The organism is Spirosoma sp. 209 (genome assembly GCF_002006735.1).
Taxonomy (GTDB): Bacteria; Bacteroidota; Bacteroidia; order Cytophagales; family Spirosomataceae; genus Spirosoma; species Spirosoma sordidisoli.
On sequence record NZ_MVEC01000006.1, the window covers coordinates 513,587 to 534,566 of the forward strand.

A 20,980-nucleotide genomic window follows, 5' to 3' on the forward strand; every position below is an offset into this window, starting at 1 on the left:
TATACCTATCTCCTGGCCGACACCGGGGTTTGCCCGGCGGGGGCTATGGTAATTTTGAGGCCAAAATCTTTGCCTTTCGAGACATCGCGGAGGGAGACCTGCTCGCCAGTCGGCCCGTTCCAGTTCGTGCTGCCGTTGCTTAGTCTGGCCGCCCCGTAGCGGGCTGTGAAGTACGTAGTCAGCTCTTTGCTATACCCATCAACCGATACGCGGTTGTTCAGGAACAGGTCGACGGTAATGGTCGACACCTTTCCATTCTGCTGGTAGTATAGCACATCCATACTTTCCAGACTCGGAAACTCGACCGTGTACCCTACGTGTCGGGCGTCGTTCTCAAACGCTTCGCCTTTCTCGGTCGTTTTCACCGAGGAAAAATCGTCACCGAGGCTGATGCCCCGCCAGTGGCTGTCGCGGGTGAGGCCAAGGCTGGCCAGTCGACCCGTTATGGGTTCGGCCGCGTAATCGACAGCCGGATTGGGCTGGGTTTGACCGGCCGTTGCCGAATCGGCCGGCTGGCTGGTGGTTTTCTGCCCGTTATTGCAGGCTTGTAAGGTGGCAAACAGTGTGGCTATGCCAATATGAAGAATAAACCGGATCATTCGACTGGGCTATTAATTGATCGACACAAAGGTACGTCCACGAACCCGGTAATGGGCCTCTGTATAGCAAGTGTCCTTTTTTTTTCGTTTAGTAGTCAGTCACCCATTTTTACTCGACGCCGGTTCATGAACACAGTACGCTTACGGTTTCTATTCGTTCTTCTGGTCATTCCTGCTCTGGCGTTTGCCGCCCCGGCCGATAACCCGGATGCGGTGGTCGGGCGCTGGCTCAGTTCTAAAAAGAAAAACCAGGTTCTGATCTACAAACACGGAGACCGCTACTTCGGCAAACTGGTCTGGATGCTCGAGCCTACCGACGTCTCGACCAGCAAACCTAAACTCGATAAGCTCAACCCGCAGGTTCATCTTCGGCATCGGCCGCTGCTGAACCTGCCGATCATGACCAACCTGCTTTACAAAGGCAACAATGTCTGGGGCGATGGCCAGATCTATAACCCCGAAGATGGCAAAACGTACGGCTGCGAACTAACCCTTCGCGATGCCAATACGATGGAAGTACATGGCTACATGATGGGCATGCGGTTTTTGGGCAAAACCATTACCTGGACGCGGGTTCCCTAAAAAACACGGCCACCGCCGGTTGTGTATCAACAGTGGCCGTACCTTCACCCGGGTTTACTCGCCCGGTTTATCTGCTGCATCCTGGTTAGGAACGATGTCTACGATTCGGGTGGGCGTACCGGTTTTACGTTCTTCGATCTGTTCGAGGAGTTTCAGGCCCATGAGCCCGTTCAGCGAGCCATCGGTGCCGGAGCCGCTACCGTTGATAACAATGTCAGGAATGATACGAATCTGGCCTTTGCCGATCTCTTCCGTAATCTTGAAGCGGGTGAAGTTCTCGTCGCCCATGGCCCGAACCTGTAGTTCGTAGGCTTCGGCCGTTGACCGGCCAATGGCCAGAATTTTTTCGGCTTCGGCGGTACCGGTTTTGGCAATGCGTTCGGCTTCGGCATCGGCGGTTAGTTTGGTCGCTTCGGCATCGGCCGCGGCCTGACGGCGCCGGGCTTCGGCATTGGCTTCGGCCCGGATCTTGGTGGCTTCCGACTCGGCCCCAACCTGCAGCTTAAGACTACGGGCCTCCCCTTCTGACTTCTTAACGGCGGCATCGGCCGTACGCTGCGCAATTTCAACACTTTGCTGCGCCTTTACGACCTCGCGCTGAATGTCGGCCAGGGCGGTTTCCCGCTCCATACCCTGCCGTTTTTCCTGCGCCATCCGCTGTGTTTCGTAGGTCTTTTCTTCTTCCTGCGCGATTTTACGGTCGGTCAGCGTTTTCATCAGGCTGTCGGGCGGCACAATATCACCGATGAGCGTATCGACGGCGTTGACGTTGTAGATTTCCAGTACCTGCTTGATATGATCGCGGGCGGCTTCCTGTCGTTCTTTCCGGGTGCTCAGGAACGCAATTACATCCGAATCCTGAGCCGAGTTGCGGAAGTAGTTGCCAATGGTCGGCTCCAGCACCTGCGATACGAGGTTATTCATACTGCCAAAGCGGGCAATCACTTTCGGCGCTTCATTGGCCGGAATATGAATGATCTGCGCCACGTCGAGGTTGAACGGGAACCCGTCTTTCGACCGTACCGTAATAGTCGACAGGTTGCGGTCGAGGTTGTGCGACTCCGAGCGGGCGTTAGCCCAGTTCAGCACCAGGTTCGTGGTTGGCACCCCTTCTACCTTCATGGTATAGGTATTGATCGGGTACTTGCCCGGTCCCAGTGGCTCCATCCAGACCCCCCGGAATCCTTTCCGAACAATATTGCCGTGCTTAAACGCAGCGCCGGTGAGGTCTTCGCCGTCTTCGCCGATGTATGAAATGACCACGCCTACATGGCCAATGGGCACTTCGGTCATGGGAATTTCTTCGATCTGCACCGCCCAGGGGTTGATGTAATACGAACCAGCCAGAACCACTTGCGGCTGAAGCCCCCGGTTACCACCGCTTTGCAGGAATGAGTCGATGTTCTGGAAGTTGTTATGTCCCTCAATATTCCGGCCGGCAATCTGGCCCGGTTGCAGCGGAGCGCCATCGAGGGTGGTTATGATACCGACCATATTTTCCCGGATGACGGTCATGTCGGCAATCGTAACCGTAAATGCATACGTGTTGATCCGGTAGGTACCGGGCGTCAGCACCGACGTTTGCCGCCCCTTTTGCCCTCCGCCCGACAAAAATCGCTCTGTATCCTGGAAGTTGTCAGAATCCACACGGCGGGCCAGGATGTTTCCCGTTGGCAGCTCGGCCCCGTCGTTTGACAGAACCAGGCCAATTTTCCCTTCCGGCACCACCGTAAATGGCTGCATGTCGATCCCGTACTGCCAGGGCCAGAGCCACCAGTACAGACCAGGCGCCAGCGTTTGGGCCTGGTAGCCAGCCTCGCCTTTGGTGGCAATGATCCGACCATCGGGCAGCCCACGGTCGTTACCGACCAGCACGTATTTTTTGGTTACGAGACCAATCCGGTTTTCGGGCACAATGACCATCCCGAACAGAAAGCGCAGTACCCACTTGTACAGCACAACGGCTATAACAAGCACAACCAGCCAGCTCCAGCCGGCTAAAAACGGTAGAAATTCCATCGATCAATGATGTGTTAACTGGTTAAGAAATAAACAGAGAACAGGAAGCGAATCAGGCGCTTCGATCGCCCTGGCCAGACAGGTACGGGCGGCAGAAATGAAGACGGGGCGTCTACATGGGAGTCAGAAATGAGTGTCGATTTGACTCCGTAAAGGTATCTATACCACCTAATCAGGCACAGGCAAACTGGATGATCGGCCGCGACATGGCCGGACTGGATAGGGACCTGGATGAATGGAATGCCTACAGCTCCTGCGCCAGGTTGAAGAAGAACCCGGTTCTGCCCTGCGCATTAAGGGTGCCGCTAAACCGCAGGACCATGTTGTAATAGGTAACAATATCGAGGCTCATACCCGTACCGAACAGCATGCGGTTGGCCAGCTGGCTCTGGTATTGTTCAGCCACCGTACTGCTGACATAGCCCGCATCGGCAAAGGCCGTAACGTAAGCGGCAATGGGCAGCGTATTGAACTGCCTGATGTGCAACCAGTTCAGCTGTTTCACCGTGTTGAACAGCTGGTACCGAAAGCTGTTGCGCCATATACCGAACCGCTGGCCATCAACCACATACAACTCATACCCACGTACCATATCGTAGGCGCTGCCGAGTCCGCGCAGTACCGCGTAGGGCTGCCGGTTGGGCCATGCCGAGCGCCCGCGGAGGTTGGTTGCGGCATAGAACTTCCCCCCCATCGGCCAGTAGTGCGTAAGCGAACCCAGCGTTTCGAGGTAGTGAAAATTATCGTTGGGCAGCAGCCCGCTTGCACCGATAGACGCGGTAAACAGCGTTCCCCGCAGTGGATAGGCTACATTGTCGCGCCGGTCGTAGCGGTAATTGTAGCTCATGTTGAGGAAACGCTGATGCGTGCTACCATCGAGGTAGTAGTCGGGATTGAGCCGGGCCACGGTATCGCTGATGGTATTGCGTGTGTAGCGCGTCTCGATGGTATGGTAATGGTAAAGACCACGCCGGTAGGTCATCACAAGGGCAGCAAAAGCCCTTTCGCGCAAGACGTCTTCCGAACGGGTGTACACCCACTTATCGGCCAGTGTCCGATACGGTATTTCCTTGTTTGTCTGGTAGCTGAGGTCCAGGCGAAGGCCTATTTTCTGCGCCCGGTCAACGTAGGGCATGGCGTAGGATAATACCGTTCGGGACAGAAAGCCGCGCTCCAGAATGAGCTGTAGCCGGTCGTTGTTGCCCGTCACGTTACGGTAGCTGAGCCGACCGCCGTAAATAACCCGCCGAAAATCGCGCCCCCGGTCGTACCACCACTCGTTGAAATTTCGGTCGGCAATATCGAAGACCGGGTAGGCAATGAGATACCAGCGCTCTTTCATGACCACCGTCAGGTCGAGTCGGGCCGGTTGGGTCGTGTCGGACGCGGGGGTAAGCCGGGGCTGTATCTCGACCGTGATGAACAGGTTGGTATTACTGATATTACGCTGATCCCAGGTAATACGGCCGGGCAGGCTGGACAGCTGGAGGGTGTCGCCAATGTGCAGCGTCATTTCGCGCCGTATGATCCGATCGCGGGTCCGCTCGTTTCCCTGCAGTACGATCGACTGTACAACGACCGATTGGGTTGAGTCGGTAGCTGGTTTAGCCAGGGCCATCTGCCCGATCAGAAGGAACCCCGTCAGCATCATGACAACAGGCAGCCACACATTCGGAATCATTATCAAAAGTACATCAATTCAAAAAAATAAGACAAGATTATCTGCCTATCCTGCAAAACCCTGCGTATAATTGTTGCCCATTCATTAAAACTACGACGCTTACTTCAAATCCTGCATTGTAAATGGAAACCGAAAAAATCCAGCGGTCGACACAGGCTACAAAACCCCGGCTAACTTTTTGGCAAATCTGGAACATGAGTTTCGGCTTTTTCGGCATACAGTATGGCTTCGGGCTGCAACAGGCAAACATGAGCCCTATTTTCCGGTACCTGAACGCCGACGAAGCCAACATTCCGATCCTGTGGCTGGCTGGTCCTGTAACCGGCCTGATCGTTCAGCCCATCATCGGGTCGATCAGCGACAGAACCTGGTCGCCACGCTGGGGCCGCCGGAAACCCTTCTTCCTGATCGGTGCTATTGTAACGAGCCTGGCCCTGTTTCTGATGCCTAATTCATCGGCTTTGTGGATGGCGGCCAGCCTGATGTGGATTCTGGACACCGGCCTCAACATCACGCAGGAGCCGTTTCGGGCGTTTATCGGCGATAAGCTCAACGAGGACCAACGGGGGCTCGGCTTTGCGATGCAGAGCTTTTTTGTCGGTTTCGGACAGACCCTGGCCAACCTCATGCCGTATATTCTGCCCATTTTCGGCATTACCCTGATGCAGACCAGCAATGGGGGCAGCATTCCGGACTTCGTAAAATACTCGTTTTACATCGGTGGCATTGCGGTTATTGCAGCTGTAATCTGGACGATCTACACCACCGACGAGTACCCGCCCGACGATATGGCGGAGTTCGAAAAGCAAAAGCAGGAAGGGGCAGGCATCAGCGGGATGTTCACGGAGCTGGCTCACGCGTTGCGCGATATGCCCAAAACCATGCGCCAGCTGTGGTGGGTTAAGTTCTTCACCTGGTATGCGCTGCCGCTCATGTGGCAGTTTCTGTCGCTGGCTATTGCGCGCCACGCCTTCAACGCGCCCGACGCCAAAACCAATCCGCTGGGCTTCGCCGAAGGTACGCAGTGGGGTAGCCTTTGCTTCGCTATTTTCAACGTAGGCTGCTTCACGATCTCATTCCTGCTTCCGGCCATTGCGGACAGGATAGGTCGGCGGGCCACCCATGCGCTCTTCCTGAGCATTGGTGGGCTGGGTTTTCTGTCAATGTTGTTATCAGAAGACAAAATGATCTTCGCCTTTGGTATGGCGCTCGTGGGACTGGCCTGGGGCTCTATTCTGTCGATGCCTTACGTGCTGTTGGCTAACTCCGTTCCCAAACAGCGCATGGGTGTTTATATGGGTATCTTCAACGGGTTCATCGTAGTGCCCCAGATCATCAACAACGTCACGGTTAAGTTTATCTATGGGCCGCTACTGGGCAGTGACCCGCGTAACGCACTGGCACTGGCGGGCGTACTGCTGTTGTGCGGGGCAGGCGCCTGTTTTCTGGTAAAAGAAACCCGCGCCAGCGAACAAGCTGCGTTCCCACTTGGCCCCGGCGGGCATTGATTTTTCAAACTCTTCTTTACATTTGCGATTGCGGCCGGGAGCGCTTCCTGGCCGCAATCCGTTTGTTACATGACTACCCCGCCCCGTCCCTACGCTTTGCTTTCTGTCGGTGAACTGCTGGCCGACTTTATTGGTCACCATGTATCAACCAGCCTGCTCGATACCCAGGATTTCAGACGGTACCAGGGTGGAAGTCCGGCCAATATGGCTGCCAACATGGCCCGGCTTGGTAATAAAGTGGCGCTGGTTGCCTGCGTTGGCAATGATAACATTGGCCGGTATCTGACGCGGGAAGTAACCGAAGCGGGCGTAGATACGCAGTACGTTGTTGCCGATCCGTTCGAACCGTCGAGTATCGTTGTGGTATCCCGTACGGCAGGAACACCCGACTTTGTAGCCTACCGCATGGCCGATCGGTGTATACAGCCTGCTCAACTTCCCGACTCGTTGCTGGCCCAGGCCGACATTTTTCATACTACCTGCTTTGCGCTCAGTCGCCAACCTGCCCAGGATGCTATCGTCGATGCGGCTCGGCGAGCCCATGCGGCTGGTTGTCAGGTTAGTATCGACGCCAACTACGCCCCCTCCATCTGGCCCGACCGCGATCAGGCCTGGCGCATCCTGACCGACTATTTCAAAACTGGTCCGCTGGTAAAGGTCAGCGAAGACGACGTAACCCGGCTTTATGGAGGACCTCAGTCGCCCGAGACGGTACTGACTGATTTTCACCGGATGGGCGCGTCGTTAGTCTGCCTGACCCTGGGTGCCGATGGCAGTCTGGTCTCGTATGACAAGGGAGCGAAGCAGGCCAGAGTCCCCGGTCGTAAGGTCGATGTAGTCGATGCTACGGGCGCCGGAGATGCATACTGGGCCGGTTTCCTGACCGCTTACCTCGACGGCTATGCCCCCGCCAACTGCGCCCACGTAGGAGCGGCCCTCGCCAAAATGAAACTGACGCGGCAGGGTCCCCTTCCCGAACACATCAACCGGGAGGATCTTTACTAACCAACTGCGCTTTTGGGCTTAGCCTGCCTCGATCCAGGTCCAGCATTCCATACCAACGAAAAAAGGGGCACTGGTCGCAGGCCCCTTCGCTTTTCAGGCTTTTCGGGTTATTTCAACGACGCCAGTTTGGCGAGGTCGACGTCGTCCAGCGTGGCTTTGAGCTTCTCCATGCTGACGCCCCGGCCTTTGGCCGTGACGATAAATCGTTTGTTGACCAGCATCGCTATTTCGCCCGACTTATCGGCATTGTCGTACTTCTCGTACGTTTTATTGCCACCCATCGTGCTGGTTTTCTCGTAGCCATTTTCGGTTTCCTTATCGACCTCAATCATCGACCAGGCGGCCAAACCCATCATCATGGCGGAGCCACCGCCATCGACCAGGCTTATCTCGATCGTTTCGCTCTCGTCGCTATTGGCGTATTTTCCATTTGCCGTCGAGACCGTGAAGCCAGCGGCTCCGTTTTTCTCACCGGTTGCTTCTTTACGGGTCAGTCCGTCGGCCTCTTCGGGAAGCAACTCTTTCAGCGAGCGGAAATCGACCGTTTCTACGGGTCCGTTTTTCCCCATTTCTTCGGCCTGTGCCGCCATTTCTTTCATAGCGTCCATCGCGCCCATGGCCGATACGGAGGCTTCGTCTTTCTTTTCTTCTTCCTTGTTACCGCATCCGGTCAGCGAAACGGCCAGCACCAGTACGGTCAGCCCTGCGTACGAGTTAATTTTCATGGACAATCAGATTTAGGAATCAATGAACAAATTATCGGTCAGCAATATACCGGAACCCTGAACCGGCGTTTACATACTTTTTAGTAAACGTAAGATCCGTTTGCGCGAATCAATAAAAAAGGGCCCTGAGGCCCTCTTTCTTGCGTATATCTTCCTGTCGACGATTCTATTTTACACTGACCGTATCGCGATGAGTAGTCTTTTGCTGGTAGCTCCTGAACAGGAAGTAGATACCCATCAGGACCACCGGAATGCTCAGAATCTGACCCATGTTCAGGGCCATGTTGTTCTCGAAAGCCACCTGGTTTTCTTTCAGGTATTCGTAGAAAAAACGGAGCGTAAATACCCAGATCAGAAAAATACCCAGCAGACTGCCTCTCGGCGTCCGCTCTTTGTTCCGGTTCCAGAACCAGAGCAGGATGAAGAAGAGAATCAGACACGAAATCGACTCGTATAGCTGAGCCGGATGCCGCGGTATCTTTTCGTATTCGGCATTGTTCATGAAGATAAACGCCCAGGGGGCGTCCGTTGGCCGACCTACGATCTCGGAGTTCATCAGGTTTCCGAAACGAATGCAGGCGCCCGCCAGCGCCACGGTAATGGCGATCCGGTCCGTCACCCAGAAAAACGTCTGTCCGGTAGCCTGGCTATTTTTCCGACGCGAGTACAGCCACAGTCCGGTCAGAATACCGACCGCAGCGCCGTGACTGGCCAGACCGCGGTAGGGCGGCAAAATGACTTCGAGTGGATTTTTCAGCAGGATTTCGGGTTCATAGAAAAGGAAATGACCAAGCCGGGCGCCCAGAATGGTTGAAACGACCATGTAAATCAACAGCGTGTCGGTATCCGTTACGGGCTTGTTTTCTTTTTTGAAGATGTAGGTCATGATCTGCATCCCGATCAGGAAACCCAGGGCAAACAACAGGCCATACCAGCGCACCGAAAAAGAACCGATGTGAAATAGTTCGGGGTCAACGTCCCAAATAACGTATTGGAGCATAACGAATTGAAGTCAAAGCCGGCCTGACACAAGCGACGGTGGGCAAAGATACAGATTGCCGGAAAGTTTTTGCCCGTTTTGCTGTTAACGAATCAATGATGAAACGTATTCTGATCGGATCGGTAAAGGTTTACCAGGCCATGGTATCGCCCTACTTCCCCAACGCCTGCCGCTACACCCCCACCTGTTCGCAATACATGATTGAGGCCATTCAGAAACACGGGCCTGTTCGGGGGGGCTGGTTAGGTATTCAGCGCATCGGTCGGTGTCATCCCTGGGGGGGACACGGACATGATCCGGTGCCCTGACGGTCGCCACATTGACGCAGCGGGCTGTCATTTTGACACGGTTGATCTGAATTGCCTGATTGTTGTTCCCCTATTTTTCACACATGTAGCAACGAATGATGCGATGATTGGAATCACTGCCGACAATAAACTCAAGCGCCTGATTGTAGTCGGTGATCGGGTGCTGATCAAACCGAAAGACCCCAGCGATCGCACCGCCAGTGGGCTTTACCTGCCGCCAACCGTTCAGGAAAAAGAACAGGTTCAGTCGGGTTACGTTATTAAGGTAGGGCCCGGCTATCCCATTCCGGCTCCGACAGACGATGAACCCTGGAAACAGACCGAAGAAAAAGTAAAGTACATGCCGCTTCAGGCTCAGGAGGGCGATATAGCACTATACCTGCAACGCAACGCCGTTGAGTTACAGTACGAAGGCGAGCAGTATGTCATTGTGCCCCAGTCCTCCATCCTGATGCTGGAACGATCTGAAGATTTACTGTAGTGCCAAACACTATGCAAAACCGCTGGTTAGTGAGTCTGACAGCACTGCTAATAGTGCTAACCCTTGTTATGGAAAGCGTAGCGAATCAACGGAAGTCGCTTAAGGCGATACTGAACGAAAAGAAAGACCACCGGCGTGTGTTGTTGCTGTATGGGCGCGATGCCAGCAGCGGTAGCCCCGGCCAGCACTACCTGATTGACCAGCAGGAGGCCCTGCACGAACATAAAGAAGCCATGGCCGAACGGGATCTGGACGTCATTGTCCTGATAGCCTCCGATCTTCAGGAGCCGGATCGGCAATTTCTGATGCAGAGCGAGTTTAAACTCGTTCCCCACGAAGATTACATGGGCTGGCTGATCGGGAAAGATGGTGGCATTAAGCAGACCTACAAAAAGCCCGTTCCGGCCGAAGAGCTTTTCAACCTCATCGACAGCATGCCGATGCGCAGGCAGGAAGCGAAGAAACCTTAACAGCCAGCCGGTTGTCGATCCAGGGTGGCTGACATGTGAGATTCACGTGGGTCAGCCACCCTCACTTAAACTCTCCTACTGATTCTCGAACTTTGCCGCTTCGGTAATGCCTTTCCAGGTGTCGGTGCGGAAAGGCACGGCCGGGAAGCCCTCCCGATTGTAGAGATTGACATCGCCGTTGTCATCGGCCCAGCCGTACCGAACGGCGACGGGCACCGCTACCGAATCGCTCTGAACGATAACTGCGTTACCCTTTATCTCCGCTTTGGCATAGTAGAACTTCTGATCGGCACCGGCCACTTCAAATCCACGAACATACCCGTACCGATCCTTTGCCATCAGGCCAGCGCCCGTATTCCGGAAGGTTAGTTCAGCCCGATTTCCGGCTACGGTCATCCCCTCGACCATCGGTCCCTGCGATACAGCACGAGCATCTCCGTACGCTACCCGCATCGCTTCAGCCGCCAGGCGGAGGCCTACATCCAGTTTATTACGGGGGTGAATATCATCCCGGTCGCCGATGTCAGACGTGACCGCCATCCCGGTTTTGGGTAGCTTCAGCGCCATGGTTTGTGCCTCGCGCAGTTCGGCCCAGGTACTGCCCTGCCGACTGTTGCCGTTGGCCGAGTTGAAGCTGGCCAACTGAACGAACAGGAACGGAAACTCATCGCCCCAGTGTTGTCGCCAGTCGCGTATCATCAGCGGAAACGACTTTCGGTATTCATAGGCCCGCCCCGCGTTCGACTCGCCCTGGTACCAGATAACCCCCTGAATGGCGTACGGAATGAGTGGGTTCAGCATGGCATTGAAAAGCTGGGTCGCGTGTGAGTTCGGGCCGGGTTTATACGACGACGCAAACACATGAGCCACCCGATATTGCCAGGCGCCCTGTAACGGCAGATCCGTATTGCCGATAGAGAGCCGCATTTTCTCGGGATCACCCATAAAGCCACCCGCTCCGCCCTCGTCAACGACCCGCACGGCAATAACGTTACGCCCCGGCTTCAGCAAACCCTCGGGAAGTACATAGGCGCGCGGGTCCAGGCCTTTACTGCTGCCAACCAGCTGGCCGTTCACGTAGGTAGAATCGCGGTCGTCGACCGAGCCGAAACGCAGGGTTGCTTTTGCCAGCGGAGTCCCCTCCGGAACGATCACCTCACGCCGAAACCAGACTACGCCGTCGAGTACCGGTAACCCCCGCCCTGCCCAGTCGGCCGGAACGTTCATCGACTTCCAGGACGAAGCATCCAGATCGGGTTTGGCCCAGATTTGCTCGTCAGCGGCCGTTGGCAAGCCCCCCTGCCGGTCCTGAATCAGCTTAAGAAGCCGGTCTCGTCCCCGTTGGGTTACTTCTTCGTAGGTGGCCGGCAGCCTGGAAGCGATCACTCGCAGGCTGCTGTCCTGCTCAAATGCGGCCCGGCTGGTCCAGGTTTCGGAATGGGTACCGCCCCAGGATGTATTAATCAACCCAATGGGTACGTTTAGCTCTTTCTGCAGCTGCTTGGCAAAAAAGTAGCCCACAGCCGTATAGTTTGGCACCGTTTCCGGGCTGCACACCGTCCATTCGGCTTCCAGATCAGCCTTGGGCGTCAGGCTCATTGCCTTTTTGACACCCAGCTGCCTGATTTGCGGGAAGTTGGCCGTTCGGATTTCTTTTTCGCCGTTGGCGGCCATGCGAAGTGGCCATTCCATGTTCGACTGGCCCGAGCAGACCCATACTTCGCCCAGCAGCACATCATCAAACGCAACCGTATTTGTAGGCCCTTTCACCACCAGCTGGTACGGCCCGCCCGCTTCCATCGGATCCAGCGTAGTACGCCAGCGCCCATCTTTTCCCGCCTTTACGGTTTTTGTCTGACTAGCCAGCGTAACCGTAATTTTCTCGCCCGAGGTTGCCGTTCCCCAGACCGGTACGGGCTTTCGACGTTGCAAAACCATATGTGAACCAAATACGGCTGGTAAGCGAACCTCCGCAAAGGTTACCTGCACAAGTAGCCAGGCCAGTATTGTCAGGCCACCTTTAAAACCTTTCATTCGTTTCAGCATTTTATAGATATAATCGTGCAGCTCCCGGACAGAAAAGCGAAACTGACGCTTTTATCCTCATCAGACAAGCCGCTTGTTCAGTAATTTCAACGAAACGCAATGACTGAAACAACGAATCAGACGCCGGCCGAACGAATCCTGATCACCGGAGCCAGTGGGAATGTCGGTTTGGAGACCCTTCGCCTTCTGATGCTGCGTCCCGATCGGACCACGCGCGACGTGGTAGCGGGCGGGCGTAGTCGCGTCGACGCGGAAACCGATACGGCTGTACAGCCCGACGGGTTTGTTCGCCTTGATTTTACCGACCCCGGTACGTTTGCTCCTGCTCTGGCCGGCGTTAGTCGCGTACTCCTTGTCAGGCCCCCTCAACTGGCTGATGTCGATCGGTATTTTGCCCCGTTCGTACAGGCCATGAAGCAGGCCGACGTACGCCATGTGGTGTTTCTGTCGCTGCAGGGGGTTGAGAATAATCCGGTCACGCCCCACCACAAAATCGAGCGACTTATTGTAGAGGCTGGTTTACCTTTTACTTTTCTGCGGCCCAGCTTTTTTATGCAGAACCTGAGCACTACCCATCGTGACGAGATCAAGGACCGCCACGAGATTTTCATACCGGCCGGTCGGGGGCGTACCAGTTTTGTGGACGTGCGGGATATTGCCGCCGTGGCGGAGCTGGTGCTGACAAACCCGACCCAGGCCTACCAAAACAGGGGTTATGAGCTCACCGGCTCCGAAGCGCTGACTTATGATGAAATAGCCGGGATATTGAGCCGGGTAGTAGGGAACAGAATCACCTATCGCAACCCGTCGATTATCCGGTTTATCTGGCAAAAGTGGAGGAGAGAGAAGAACCCGCTGGGCTTTACGCTCGTGATGACGGCGCTCTATACGGTTTCGAAACTGGGCAAGGGAGCGCGGCTTACCGAAGAAACGGCCCAGTTGCTGGGTCGCCCTCCCATCACGTTCAGGCAGTTTGCCGACGCCTATCGGTCGGTCTGGCTCTGATACGTTCAGCGAATTCGTGGCTTGCCCTGTACATCGAGCACGTCGGGTACCGTGCGCCGGATAGCGAGCGTGTACCGCAGGGTAAGGCCGTAGTTCATACCGGATCCCCGGCTGATCAGCTGAGCCTCCTGAGGAGCCGACTGGTTAACCGTATAACGAACATCCGTTGTCAGGGCCGGATTTAAACCCCAGCGTTTGCGAACCGAAAAACCCAGGTCCAGGCTGTTGCTGAGCCGAACGTTATACTCGGCCCCCAGTTCGGCAACGGCGGTTGGGCGGCTGGCGGCATTGGTATTGCTAACCAGGCGCAGGGTGTCGGGCGTTTCGCTGCGGCCCCGGTACCGGTATCCCAACAACGAAAAACGGCCTTCCTGCTGGCCACTGTTAGGCAGCATCCAGATTCCTCCGCTCAGCCAGAAGCCAGAACGAAGCCAGGGGCCACTAGTTGACAGCACGCGCCGTTTGCCGCGCAGCATAAAGGCGTCACCAATGGTCTGATAACGAAAGTTGATCGGGTAAGATGCGTTGCTGATCGATACCTGCGTCTGAATAGGCATGCGGGCGTAGCCAGCTTCAACAGCCCAGCGCTCCCGATGCGACCAGCCAATAGCTCCGCCCATGCCAGCCCGGATAATGCGATCACTTTCGATCAGGCCACCAAACGAATTATCGAGTTGAGCGCGGTTGGTTGTCAGAAACCCGTCGAGGGCGACGTACCAGCGGTCACGCACCGTTGGACCGCCGTATTTCAGCAGAAGCCGGTCATACTGATGAACGCGATCCGGCAACCGGTAGTAATCCGTAATGCCCTGGCTGTAGGCGGGTAATACGGCCAGACCGAACAGTATATACATTAAGTAGCGTTTCATCATGCGGTTGTGGTTAGCGTTTCGCAAAGTAACACGATAAAGGATTGTTTGTTAACTATTTACGCTACTTTTTATGCATATGTCGCAAAAAAAGCTACCTATTTATCCACTGCTCAGTTTTTCAAGCAATTTCCCCCCTAAACGTAGCGAACCCCGCTCGTTTCGGAACGGGGTTCGCTTGAGTAGTTTCTACGGAATTACCACCCCGTCGGCCACGGCTTAACTACCGTGTTTCATGACCGGTACCGATACGGTTACGTTGTCCCAGGCAATTGTAATGCTGCTATTAGAAGGCGTAATGGTTAGCTTCTCGATGGGCGTCTTGGTGGACGACACCGGCACTTTTACCGAAGCGACATCAGTGGCTTTGGTCTTTTCGTATTCGTAAGCGCCCCACTGACCCAGCGTGCTGTTCAGGATAACGCTCCACTCTTTTTCGCCCGGAATGGTAAACAGGGTGTACGTGCCCGCCTTCACCATTTTACCGCCAAACATGACATCGTTTTTGAACGTCACCTCCGTGGCATTGTTAGCGCCCGTGCGCCATACTTTGCCGTATTTTTCCAGGCTGTTCGAGCCGTCTGCGCCGAAGATTACCCGACCCTTTTTAGAAGGCTGGCCATATACAACGGTAATGTTTTTGTCCGGACTTTCAGCCGTTATTTTGGGGCTTGCGGGTGGTTTTTTATCCTGCGCCTGGACCTGAAAAACGGCGGCAAGCAGAAGCGCGCAGGCAACAATTAAATTTTTCATGTGTGACATGTTGGTTGGTTTAATGTACTGCAATGTAAACTGCACAAAGTAAACGATAGTTTTTGGGCATCGGTATGAGGATTACCGCAAAACTTGGTATTTTTACCCCATAAACAGTATGCACGCATACCAATTTCAACTCTCTTTTGGCATGGCAACTACTTATTTCAGCAAACGTAACCTGCATTTTTTGCTCCATGAGGTCTTCAACGCTGACGAGTTAACTCAATACGAGTATTTCAGTGCGCACGATCGTGAAACATTCAATCTCGTTATCGACTCGGCCACCTATATTGCCGATACCCTGATGTACCCCTACCTGAAAGAGGTAGATCAGAACCAGCCTGAGCTGAAGAACGGGCAGGTAACCGTTCACCCAAAGGTAAAAGAGTTCATGCATGCTATGGGCGAGGCAGGGCTGATCGGCGCTGGTTTCTCCTTCGAACAGGGCGGTCAGCAGTTGCCACAGATGATCAGCTCGCTGGTAGGATTCATCCTGATGGCTGCCAACAACGGCATGATGTACTCCGGATTGACCTCGGGAGCCGCTCACCTGATTACGTCGTTTGGCTCGCCGGCACTGAACGAGTTCTACGTTCCCCAGATGCTGGCCGGCAAATGGCAGGGTACCATGGCACTAACCGAACCCCAGGCCGGTTCATCGCTGTCCGATGTGACGACTTCGGCCACCCCACAGCCCGACGGTACGTACAAGATCAAGGGACAAAAGGTGTTTATATCGGCTGGCGACCACGATGCCGCCGAAAATATCATCCATCTGATGCTGGCCCGCATCGACGGTGCGCCCAAGGGGACGAAGGGCATCTCCCTGTTTGTAGTTCCGAAGTACCGCCCCGACGAGACCGGCGCTTTCGTCGATAACGATGTGCAGTCAACGGGGGTTTACCATAAGATGGGGCAGAAAGGCGTACCGGCCATGCACCTTACCATGGGCTCTAACGACAACACCCTGGGGTACCTGGTTGGCGAGCCGCATCAGGGACTGCCTTATATGTTCCAGATGATGAACGAAGCCCGCATTGGCGTTGGCATGACAGCAGCGGCTATTGCAACGGCGGCTTATTACGCAGCCCTCCAGTACGCCAAAGAACGTCCGCAAAGCCGTCGGCTGAACGAAAAAAACCGGCTCGACGCACCCCAGACCCCTATCATCAACCACCCAGACGTACGACGGATGCTGCTTTTCCAGAAGTCGGTAACCGAAGGGTCGTTGTCGCTGCTGCTCGAAGCAGCCCGGCTCTATGACATCAGCCGGGTGGCCGAAGGCGAAGAAAAGGAAAATGCGTTCCTGCTGCTCGATCTGCTCATGCCGGTCGCCAAATCCTTTCCGTCCGAGATGGGCGTGCAGTCGGTTAGCCAAAGCTTGCAGACCTTTGGCGGGTACGGATTCACAGAAGATTTCCCGGTAGAGCAACTGTACCGCGATATCCGCATTACACCCATCTACGAAGGAACAACGGGTATTCAGGCGCAGGATTTGCTGGGTCGTAAAATGACTATGAAGGGCGGGAAAGCTCCGCAGCTGCTCTTCGCCGAGATCAGCAAAGTTATTGCCGACGCCAGCCTGTTCGATGACCTAAAGCCCTACGGCGACCAACTCGCCGGTGAGCTGAAACGGACGCAGGATGTTTTCGTGAGCCTGATGCCCCACGCCATGAAAGGCGATACCGAACGCTACCTGGCCGATGCTACCCTGTTTCTGGAGTTATTCGGCATTGTAGTAGTAGCCTGGCAGTGGCTCAAGCAGGCCGTAGTGGCCAGACAGGCTCTGCTTACCAAGAATCCGGAGGGCGACGATCTGGCTTTTTACGAAGGCAAGATTCATACGATGAAATTCTATTTCCATTACGAGGTTCCCAAAACGCTGGGACTGGCGCAGCGACTCAAAGACCCCGAAGTCTTAACGATCGTTTCGGAGAAAGAACTGGCGCTGTAACGCGCAATCGTCAGCCATACCACTTCGGCCAGTCTGAAATAGGTCACCCCTGTTTTTAGCTGGATTTAGCTATAAGTCATGCCCATTTGTACAGCCGCTGAATGGTCCATCAGCAGGGCGTATCGACTGACTAATATGCCAAAAGAACCTGTAGGTAAGGGTTCTTTTGGCGTTTTCAGACCTGTCTGATAGACGTTTTTTAGGCGTCAATCATTTATTACGTTAGCAATCAGGCTGTCCACTGCTGAATTAAATGCTACCTTTGCGGCTTCAATCACCCGCGTTTGCCAATGCCGCTGATTGCCCAGTCGAGTTATGTACCGCCCGCACGTCTGTGGAGTGGTCACCTGCAAACCATCATTCCCTCGCTGTTCCGCAAGGTCACGGTCCCTTACGTCCGTGAGCGGATCGATACGCCGGATCAGGACTTTCTGGATTTGGACTGGGCCTTCGCTACGAACAGACCGCAATCCGACTTGCTGCCTCCGCTGGTACTTCTTTCGCACGGCCTGGAAGGCAGCTCGTCAAGTCAGTATCTGGCGGGTATGGTGCAGCACCTGACCCGAAACGGGTTCGACTGCCTGGCCTGGCATTACCGTTCGTGCAGTGGTGAGCTGAACCGGCAGCAGCGGTTCTACCATATTGGCGAAACCACCGACCTGCATTTTGTACTCAACTACGCCACCGCAAAAGGATACGCTGCGATTCATCTGATGGGTTTCAGCGCGGGGGGGAGCGTGACCTTAAAATACCTCGGCGAACAAAGCAGAGCGCTGAATCCGGTTGTGCAGCGAGCTGTCGTTTTCTCGGTTCCGCTCGACCTGATGGGATCAGCCCGGCGGCTCGAACAATGGGACAGCCGGGTCTATAACTACCGGTTCAACCGAACCCTCAAACGAAAAGTATTGCAAAAAGCCGCGCTGATGCCGGGCGTTTTTCCGACCGATGCCGTTATCAGATCCCGCAGTGTACGGGAGTTTGATAATTTGTTTACGGCTCCGCAGAATGGCTTTCGCGACGTAACCGACTATTATACCCGCAGCAGTTCACTTCAGTACGTGCCGGCTATCTGCATTCCGACGCTGATTGTGAACGCAAAAAACGACCCGTTTCTATCGCCCGAGTGCTTCCCCGAAGCCCTGGCGCGGGAACTACCTACCGTCTGGATGGAGTTCCCGGAAGCAGGAGGCCACTGCGGGTTTCCACCCCGGCAGGGCGGCATTAACGGTACGTACTGGTCCGAAAAGCGGACCGTGGCGTTTTTACAGGATTCTGACTAGCAAAACCATGGACGCACAACACATCAAGCAAGTGCTGAAAACCCACAAAGAGCGGCTATTCACGACGTATCCTCTAACGTCAATAGCCCTGTTCGGTTCGTATGCCGATGGAACAGCTTCTGAAGAAAGTGATATCGATATCATGGTCGAGTTTAGCAGACCTGTTGGTTTTGAATTTATCGACTTAACGATCGAGCTGGAAAATCTCCTCCACAAAAAGATAGACATCGTTACCCGGAAAGCGGTGAAGCCCTCGCTCATGTCGTATATACAACCGCAATTGCAGTATGTCTAAACGATCTGTTCGTTACTTGTTATACGATATGCTTGATGCGATTGAGGCAATCCGATCGTTTATAGATGGCTATTCATTCGAGCAGTTCGTCGACGACAGAAAAACACATGATGCTGTTATTAGAAATGTACAAGTGTTGGGAGAAGCAGCGAACCGGGTTCCTGTAGACTTTCGGGAAACACATCCGCAAATAGAATGGCTGAAGATTATCCGTTCACGACACATTCTTGTTCACGACTATTTCGGAGTCGATTACGAAATAGTATGGCGCATCGTCATTACGCATTTACCGCCCCTGCAATTGGCTATTGAAGCCATCTTCACGAATGAGTTTCCAGATGATCTGGAAAATGAACCTGCATAGACCATGCTCACCAAAGACCCCAGCGTTGACCGCACGGCCGGCCTGCCCGCCGAACAGACGTATTACATCATCGATTTCGACAGCACCTTCACCAAGGTAGAGGCTCTGGACGTACTGGGCGAGATATCGCTCATTGGCCGTCCCGACCGCGATGATGTGCTGGCCCAGATCCAGGCCATTACCGACCGGGGGATGTCCGGCGAGATCTCCTTCACCGAATCGCTCGAGCTGCGCCTGAAGCTTCTTCACGCCCACCGCGATCATCTGCCGGCCCTGGTCGAAACGCTCATGGGCAAGATTTCGGATTCGTTTCAGCGCAACGCCCCTTTCCTGACCGAACATGCCGAGCATATTTATATCGTCTCGAACGGATTCCGGGAGTTCATTGTCCCCATCGTAACGTCGCTTGGCGTACGGGCCGAACATGTGTTTGCCAATACCTTCGTGTTCGGCGAAACCGGCGAGATTATCGGTTTCGATCCGGAAAACCCGCTGTCGGCCAACGGCGGCAAATCGCAGGTGATCCGGCAGCTCAACCTCGACGGCGAAGTGTACGTCATCGGCGACGGCTATACCGATTATGAGATCAAGGCATCGGGGCTGGCCAACCGGTTCTACGCCTTCACGGAGAATGTTATGCGGCCGCGCGTTGTGGAGAAAGCCGACCACATTGCCCCGTCGCTCGACGAATTTCTGTACCACAATCACCTCAGCCGGAGCCAGTCGTACCCCAAGAGCCGGATCAAGGTTCTGCTGCTGGAAAACGTTCACCCGGTGGCGGTTCAACTGTTCGAGGAAGAAGGTTTCAACGTCGAGATTCACAAAGGCGCGCTGGACGAAGATGAACTGATCGAGGCCATCCGCGATGTGTCGATCCTGGGTATCCGTTCCAAGACCATGGTTACACGCCGGGTTCTGGAGCACGCCAACAAGCTGATGACCGTTGGCGCGTTCTGCATCGGTACCAACCAGATCGATCTCGATGCCTGCACCGAAAAAGGCATTGCCGTCTTCAACGCACCCTATAGCAACACCCGCTCGGTAGTAGAGCTGGCCATCGGCGAAATCATTATGCTGATCCGGGGTATCGTGCCCAAGAGCAACGCCATGCACCAGGGCGTCTGGGACAAGTCGGCCAAGAACAGTTTTGAAGTACGGGGTAAAAAACTCGGACTGGTTGGCTACGGCAACATTGGTACGCAGCTATCGGTCGTGGCCGAAGCGCTGGGTATGGAAGTGTATTTCTACGATGCCGTTGACAAGCTGGCGCTGGGTAATGCCCGCAAATGCAAATCGCTGGACGAGCTGCTGGCCATTGCCGACATCATCAGCCTGCATACCGACGGCCGCAAGGAAAACAAGAACCTGATCAGCTACCGGGAGTTTGCGCTGATGAAAACCGGGGTTATTTTCCTGAACCTGTCGCGCGGCCACATCGTCGATATTCCGGCCCTGGTCGATGCCATCGAGCGCGGCAAAGTGGTTGGCGCAGGCCTCGACGTATTTCCGCAGGAACCTAAAACCAACAACGAAGAGTTCGTCAACGCTCTGCGCGGTCTGCCCAACGTAATCCTGTCGCCCCACGTTGGCGGCAGCACGGAAGAAGCTCAGGCCAATATTGGCAGCTTTGTACCGGGCAAACTGCTCGAATACATCAACAACGGCAGCACCTACGGCAGCGTCAACTTTCCCGAACTGCAGCTGCCGCTGCTGAAGGGCGCTCACCGGCTGCTGCATATTCACGCGAACGTACCGGGTATTCTGGCCAAAATGAACACCATTTTTGCCAAGTACCACATCAACATTCACGGCCAGTATCTGAAGACCAACGAGCAGATCGGCTATGTGATTACCGACGTAGCCAAAGAGTATGCCGACGACGTGGTACAGGAATTGAAAGGGATCGACAACACCATCAAGTTCAGACTTTTATATTAGTTAATGAGTGATTGAGTGGATTAGTGATTGGGCAAACTGGTTCGGATAAACTACTTTTTTTGACTCGCTCATTCACTCAATCACTAATTCACTCA

20 protein-coding genes are annotated in these 20,980 nt (G+C 54.7%); 12 read left to right on the forward strand and 8 right to left on the reverse strand.

Going from position 1 to position 20,980, the window contains the following annotated elements; genetic code table 11:
• Nucleotides 1–5: 5 nt before the first annotated feature.
• Nucleotides 6–599 carry a hypothetical protein gene (locus B1C80_RS13175; RefSeq protein ID WP_077921616.1) on the reverse strand — a complete coding sequence of 198 codons (594 nt, stop codon included), beginning with the start codon at nucleotides 597–599 and terminating at the stop codon, nucleotides 6–8.
• 126 nt (nucleotides 600–725) lie between these two features.
• Here B1C80_RS13175 and B1C80_RS13180 point away from each other — a divergent pair, with 126 nt between their 5' ends.
• A complete protein-coding gene (locus B1C80_RS13180; protein WP_077921618.1) occupies nucleotides 726–1,181 on the forward strand; it encodes a DUF2147 domain-containing protein in 456 nt (151 codons plus the stop codon).
• A gap of 54 nt (nucleotides 1,182–1,235) precedes the next feature.
• Here B1C80_RS13180 and B1C80_RS13185 read toward each other — a convergent pair whose 3' ends face one another.
• Together B1C80_RS13185 and B1C80_RS13190 are read right to left on the reverse strand one after the other, a co-directional pair.
• Nucleotides 1,236–3,200: an SPFH domain-containing protein gene (locus tag B1C80_RS13185; RefSeq protein ID WP_077921620.1), complete on the reverse strand. Its 1,965-nt coding sequence runs from the start codon at nucleotides 3,198–3,200 to the stop codon at nucleotides 1,236–1,238.
• A gap of 244 nt (nucleotides 3,201–3,444) precedes the next feature.
• Nucleotides 3,445–4,881, reverse strand: coding sequence for a BamA/TamA family outer membrane protein (locus B1C80_RS13190; RefSeq protein ID WP_077921622.1), 1,437 nt, complete (start codon nucleotides 4,879–4,881; stop codon nucleotides 3,445–3,447).
• A gap of 122 nt (nucleotides 4,882–5,003) precedes the next feature.
• Here B1C80_RS13190 and B1C80_RS13195 point away from each other — a divergent pair, with 122 nt between their 5' ends.
• On the forward strand, nucleotides 5,004–6,389 hold the full coding sequence (locus tag B1C80_RS13195; RefSeq protein ID WP_077921623.1) for an MFS transporter: 1,386 nt from the start codon (nucleotides 5,004–5,006) through the stop codon (nucleotides 6,387–6,389).
• A 69-nt stretch (nucleotides 6,390–6,458) separates the two neighbouring features.
• Nucleotides 6,459–7,394: a carbohydrate kinase family protein gene (locus tag B1C80_RS13200; RefSeq protein WP_077921624.1), complete on the forward strand. Its 936-nt coding sequence runs from the start codon at nucleotides 6,459–6,461 to the stop codon at nucleotides 7,392–7,394.
• Nucleotides 7,395–7,501: 107 nt separating this feature from the next.
• Here the strand turns inward: B1C80_RS13200 and B1C80_RS13205 are convergent, their stop codons facing one another.
• Both B1C80_RS13205 and lgt read right to left on the reverse strand, forming a co-directional pair.
• Nucleotides 7,502–8,119, reverse strand: a complete 618-nt coding sequence (locus tag B1C80_RS13205) for a transposase (protein WP_077921626.1) — start codon at nucleotides 8,117–8,119, stop codon at nucleotides 7,502–7,504.
• 166 nt (nucleotides 8,120–8,285) lie between these two features.
• A complete protein-coding gene (gene lgt / locus B1C80_RS13210; protein WP_077921627.1) occupies nucleotides 8,286–9,119 on the reverse strand; it encodes a prolipoprotein diacylglyceryl transferase in 834 nt (277 codons plus the stop codon).
• 98 nt (nucleotides 9,120–9,217) lie between these two features.
• Here lgt and yidD point away from each other — a divergent pair, with 98 nt between their 5' ends.
• The 3 genes from yidD (at nucleotide 9,218) to B1C80_RS13225 (ending at nucleotide 10,378) form a co-directional block, all read left to right on the forward strand.
• Entirely contained in the window at nucleotides 9,218–9,427 is a 210-nt protein-coding gene (gene yidD, locus B1C80_RS13215) for a membrane protein insertion efficiency factor YidD (RefSeq protein ID WP_206445598.1), read from the forward strand.
• Nucleotides 9,428–9,530: 103 nt separating this feature from the next.
• The gene (locus B1C80_RS13220; protein ID WP_077921631.1) at nucleotides 9,531–9,908 is read left to right on the forward strand and encodes a co-chaperone GroES family protein; all 378 of its coding nucleotides are present in this window, start codon (nucleotides 9,531–9,533) and stop codon (nucleotides 9,906–9,908) included.
• Between the two features lie 68 nt (nucleotides 9,909–9,976).
• The gene (locus B1C80_RS13225; RefSeq protein WP_236648752.1) at nucleotides 9,977–10,378 is read left to right on the forward strand and encodes a DUF4174 domain-containing protein; all 402 of its coding nucleotides are present in this window, start codon (nucleotides 9,977–9,979) and stop codon (nucleotides 10,376–10,378) included.
• A 75-nt stretch (nucleotides 10,379–10,453) separates the two neighbouring features.
• On the opposite strand, the gene B1C80_RS13230 is transcribed toward B1C80_RS13225, so the two are convergent.
• Nucleotides 10,454–12,412, reverse strand: coding sequence for a sialate O-acetylesterase (locus B1C80_RS13230; protein WP_077921635.1), 1,959 nt, complete (start codon nucleotides 12,410–12,412; stop codon nucleotides 10,454–10,456).
• Between the two features lie 111 nt (nucleotides 12,413–12,523).
• Between B1C80_RS13230 and B1C80_RS13235 the strand changes: the two genes are divergently transcribed.
• Nucleotides 12,524–13,429, forward strand: a complete 906-nt coding sequence (locus tag B1C80_RS13235; RefSeq protein WP_077921636.1) for an SDR family oxidoreductase — start codon at nucleotides 12,524–12,526, stop codon at nucleotides 13,427–13,429.
• Nucleotides 13,430–13,434: 5 nt separating this feature from the next.
• Here B1C80_RS13235 and B1C80_RS13240 read toward each other — a convergent pair whose 3' ends face one another.
• Together B1C80_RS13240 and B1C80_RS13245 are read right to left on the reverse strand one after the other, a co-directional pair.
• Nucleotides 13,435–14,301, reverse strand: a complete 867-nt coding sequence (locus B1C80_RS13240; protein ID WP_077921748.1) for a hypothetical protein — start codon at nucleotides 14,299–14,301, stop codon at nucleotides 13,435–13,437.
• A 216-nt stretch (nucleotides 14,302–14,517) separates the two neighbouring features.
• On the reverse strand, nucleotides 14,518–15,051 hold the full coding sequence (locus tag B1C80_RS13245) for a DUF2911 domain-containing protein (RefSeq protein ID WP_077921637.1): 534 nt from the start codon (nucleotides 15,049–15,051) through the stop codon (nucleotides 14,518–14,520).
• A gap of 151 nt (nucleotides 15,052–15,202) precedes the next feature.
• Here B1C80_RS13245 and B1C80_RS13250 point away from each other — a divergent pair, with 151 nt between their 5' ends.
• The 5 genes from B1C80_RS13250 to serA all read left to right on the forward strand — a co-directional run bounded on the left by B1C80_RS13250 (nucleotide 15,203) and on the right by serA (nucleotide 20,885).
• Nucleotides 15,203–17,008 (forward strand): acyl-CoA dehydrogenase, encoded by a 1,806-nt coding sequence (locus tag B1C80_RS13250; RefSeq protein WP_077921639.1) that lies wholly within the window; start codon nucleotides 15,203–15,205, stop codon nucleotides 17,006–17,008.
• 290 nt (nucleotides 17,009–17,298) lie between these two features.
• Entirely contained in the window at nucleotides 17,299–18,288 is a 990-nt protein-coding gene (locus B1C80_RS13255) for a YheT family hydrolase (protein ID WP_077921641.1), read from the forward strand.
• A gap of 7 nt (nucleotides 18,289–18,295) precedes the next feature.
• Nucleotides 18,296–18,583, forward strand: a complete 288-nt coding sequence (locus B1C80_RS13260) for a nucleotidyltransferase family protein (RefSeq protein ID WP_077921643.1) — start codon at nucleotides 18,296–18,298, stop codon at nucleotides 18,581–18,583.
• Complete coding sequence (locus B1C80_RS13265; RefSeq protein ID WP_077921645.1) at nucleotides 18,576–18,947, forward strand: DUF86 domain-containing protein; 372 nt, start codon at nucleotides 18,576–18,578, stop codon at nucleotides 18,945–18,947. Before B1C80_RS13260 ends, B1C80_RS13265 begins: the two co-directional genes overlap by 8 nt.
• 3 nt (nucleotides 18,948–18,950) lie before the next feature.
• Entirely contained in the window at nucleotides 18,951–20,885 is a 1,935-nt protein-coding gene (gene serA / locus B1C80_RS13270; RefSeq protein ID WP_077921646.1) for a phosphoglycerate dehydrogenase, read from the forward strand.
• The last annotated feature ends 95 nt before the right edge of the window (nucleotides 20,886–20,980 follow it).